3 protein-coding genes are annotated in these 3,173 nt (G+C 60.8%); 1 reads left to right on the top strand and 2 read right to left on the bottom strand.

Going from position 1 to position 3,173, the window contains the following annotated elements:
* Positions 1–21: 21 nt before the first annotated feature.
* Positions 22–1,905, top strand: coding sequence for a thioredoxin-like domain-containing protein (locus QVP03_RS02490; RefSeq protein ID WP_022332073.1), 1,884 nt, complete (start codon positions 22–24; stop codon positions 1,903–1,905).
* A 322-nt stretch (positions 1,906–2,227) separates the two neighbouring features.
* Here QVP03_RS02490 and QVP03_RS02495 read toward each other — a convergent pair whose 3' ends face one another.
* Together QVP03_RS02495 and QVP03_RS02500 are read right to left on the bottom strand one after the other, a co-directional pair.
* On the bottom strand, positions 2,228–2,560 hold the full coding sequence (locus QVP03_RS02495; RefSeq protein ID WP_022332074.1) for a GNAT family N-acetyltransferase: 333 nt from the start codon (positions 2,558–2,560) through the stop codon (positions 2,228–2,230).
* Between the two features lie 19 nt (positions 2,561–2,579).
* Positions 2,580–2,993: an acyl-CoA thioesterase gene (locus QVP03_RS02500; protein ID WP_022332075.1), complete on the bottom strand. Its 414-nt coding sequence runs from the start codon at positions 2,991–2,993 to the stop codon at positions 2,580–2,582.
* Between the last annotated feature and the right edge of the window lie 180 nt (positions 2,994–3,173).

A 3,173-nucleotide genomic window follows, 5' to 3' on the forward strand; every position in this document is an offset into this window, starting at 1 on the left:
TTAACTAATTACAAATATACAATGAGAAAACTGCTAACCTCCGGTGCGGTGGCGGTCGGGATGCTCCTTGCGTCATGCACCCCGGCAAACCGTGTCGTCGAGAACCCCCTGATCGGGGCTGCCAACACCATGACGCTCGACTTTCCGAAAATAGAACTGAGCGACACGGCGACCGTGCTGCATGTCGATGCCTATTTCCGGCCGCACAACTGTATCCGCATCGACGCGGGCACCTACCTGCTGGCCGACGGGCAGAAATACATGTTGCAGGGCAGCGAAGGTATCCTCCCCGATTCGCTCTTCTGGATGCCCGACTCGGGCGAAGCGTCGTTCGTGCTGAAATTCGGGCCGCTGCCGCGGGGAACCAAATCGTTCGATTTCATCGAATCGGACTGCGACGACTGCTTCAAACTCTACGGGGTCGACCTGACGGGTAAAAAGGAGTATCCGCGTTATCCCGAGGGATTACCCCGCGCACTGCGGAAGGCCCCCGAAGACGGCCCCGTTCCCGAACCGATTCTCGCTGTGGGGACGACCACCGTGAACGTCCGCCTGCTGGGGTACCGCAGGGGAATGGTGAAGGAGGTCGCCATGTATGTCAATTCGCTGCTGAACGGTCAGGAAGAGCATACGGCGGCCATCGACCCCGAAAGCGGCACGGCAACCCTGCGATTCGAACAGTACGGTACGGCCATGGCCTATGTTTCGTGCGGCCCGGTATTCGGGATGTGCTGGATTGCCCCCGGTGAAACGCTGGACATGTATATCGCTATGGAGGCAGGCGGCCGGGCCATCGTGCAGCGCCGCGACAAGGAATGCGAGCCTGCGCCCGGGCGCAGGCTCTATACGACCGGGGCGTATGCGGATCTCAATGCGCTGGTGGATGCGAGCGGCGGCAGCAGTATCCGCATGAACCTCTATTCGGGCGATTTCGCGGATTACCGCATGAGTGCCGACGAGTATACGCAGATGGTCGTGTCGAAATACGAAATCCTGGCGGACAGCATCGCGCGCAGCCCGGTGTCCGGGATGATGAAGGAATTGTCCCTGCTCACGTTGCAGCAGGAGGCGCTCGGGGCCATGTCCAACGGGCCCGGACTGTTGGAACACAATTACCGGAGCCGGCACGAGGATTGGGATTACGGCAAGAAGGTTGACTACGAATTCGCCGTTTTCGCACCGGAGCATTATACGGTGCTGGCCGGGCTTTTCGACCTGAATAACCCGAAACTGCTGATGGGCATGTCCTCCTCGGACTATTGCTACTCCATCATCGCCCCGCATATCGGCTGGGCGAATATCGCGCACGCTACCGAGGGCATCCTGGCCGACCTTCCCAAGGTATATCAGCTTCCGTCCAAGGCCGAGAACAACGCCCTTACGCAGGAAGACCTCGACCTGTTGCATTCGCTCAAGGAGCCGTTCTACGCCGAGGCCTGCGAGGCGATGCAGGCGCGTGTACGCAAGGAGCTGGAGTCGGTGAAGGATGTTCGTATCGAAACGACGCCCGAGGTTGCCGTCGACAAGCTGTTCGATGCGATTGTAGCGCCCTACAAGGGCAAGGTGGTGTTCGTCGATTTCTGGAACACGTGGTGCGGCCCCTGCCGGGCTTCGATCAAAGCGAACGAGCCGCTCAAGAGCGGGGAACTGAAGAGCGACGACCTGGTGTGGATATACATCGCCAACGAGACCTCGCCGCTGGTCGCCTACAAGACCAGCATCGCCAAAATCGCGGGCAAGCATTACCGGCTCGACGACGCACAGTGGAAATACCTTTGCGAGAAATTCCAGATCGACGGCATTCCGTCCTACGTGCTGGTCGACCGCGACGGCAGCTATGAGCTGCGTAACGACTTCCGCGACCACGACCTGATGAAAAAGACGCTCAAGGGGATGCTCGAATGACTTTGCGGGAGCCTGCCGGTCGTCGGGAACAGTTTTTCCCGCCACGAGTCGGCCCCGCTCCCCGGAAAGCCGGAATTCCGGATCGACGCTTCCGGATCGACGAAAATGCAGAAGGCCGTTCGCAGGAACGGCCTTCTGTATTTTCCGGGTGGCAGCCTGGTTTCACAGGCTCCGCCATCGAGCTGCGTCCGCTTCGGCGGGATGGAACCCGGCCCTTTGCAGGACGCGATGCGAGGCGCGGTATCCGGTTCGGTCTCGGCAGTGATGTGCCGGACACCGGGCTGTTGCTTCGCCCAGGCGCACAATGCCCGGACGGTTTCGGTCATGTAACCCTGTTTTTCAAAGGCTTTTCCAGTCCGTAGCCGATCTCTACCCTTCCGTCGGCATCCGCCGCCCCTTTGAAGCAGGCCGATCCGGCAACGGCACCGCCATCCCGTAAGATCAGGAACCAGAAGGTGTGGAAGAGGTGATTGCCGGGGTCGGCGGCGGCAAGTGCGTGCTGCCCCTCGACGATCCGGCGGAAGTCGCCGTGCGGGCTTCCGGCTGTGTAGCGGCAATCCAGTTCCTTTCCCAGTGCCGGAATGTCATACAGCCAGAGCCCCAGCTGCCGGGGTGTCAGCGGAACGATCCGGAGCCTTTCGGTCGTGAGAAGCATCGAAGTGCCGCGGCGGCCTCTACTCTTCCGTCCATTTGTCGGCGACCAGTTTCAGGAACCAGTCGGGGACGCGGCACGGGCGGCGTGTGTCGCTGTGGATGAAGCCCAGTTGCGTCATGCCCGTGTTGAGCAGCTCGCCCTTCTCGTTGTAGATTTCGTAGAAAAAGTTGATGCGCGCCGTGGGCAGTTCGCGGAGCATGATGCGCACGGTGAGCAGCTCGTCGTAGTAGGCCGGGCGGTGGTATTTGGACTGCACCTCGAGGATGGGCATCATGATGCCCCGCTTCTCGACTTCGGCGAAGGACATGCCCAGATAGCGGAGCAGTTCGCTGCGTGCGGCTTCGTAGTAACAGATGTAGTTCGAATGGTGGCAGATGGCCATCTGGTCGGTGTGCTTGTACCACACGCGGATTTGGCAATCGTAACTCAGCATGGTGCTTAAAAGGTTAGGACGGCACGCCCGTCGGGGCAGCCGTCGCGGATTATCAGATTTTGTGATGTGTCGACAGTCAGCCTTGCAGGCCGGCCGCCGATGCGGACTTGGTACGACCCTGCGGGCGGCAGGAGCTTGAGGGGGTCGTCGGTGCGGATGCGGCCGGCCGCCGCCGTCCCG

The sequence above is a fragment of the Alistipes sp. CAG:29 genome (assembly GCF_000435435.1).
In the GTDB taxonomy this organism is placed as follows: Bacteria; Bacteroidota; Bacteroidia; order Bacteroidales; family Rikenellaceae; genus Alistipes; species Alistipes onderdonkii.

Bases quoted from the DNA above. Each gene is read 5' to 3' on its own strand.
- QVP03_RS02490 (WP_022332073.1), top strand. From the start codon at position 22: ATGAGAAAACTGCTAACCTCCGGTGCGGTGGCGGTCGGGATGCTCCTT.
- QVP03_RS02495 (WP_022332074.1), bottom strand. From the start codon at position 2,560: ATGCTTCTCACGACCGAAAGGCTCCGGATCGTTCCGCTGACACCCCGG.
- QVP03_RS02500 (WP_022332075.1), bottom strand. From the start codon at position 2,993: ATGCTGAGTTACGATTGCCAAATCCGCGTGTGGTACAAGCACACCGAC.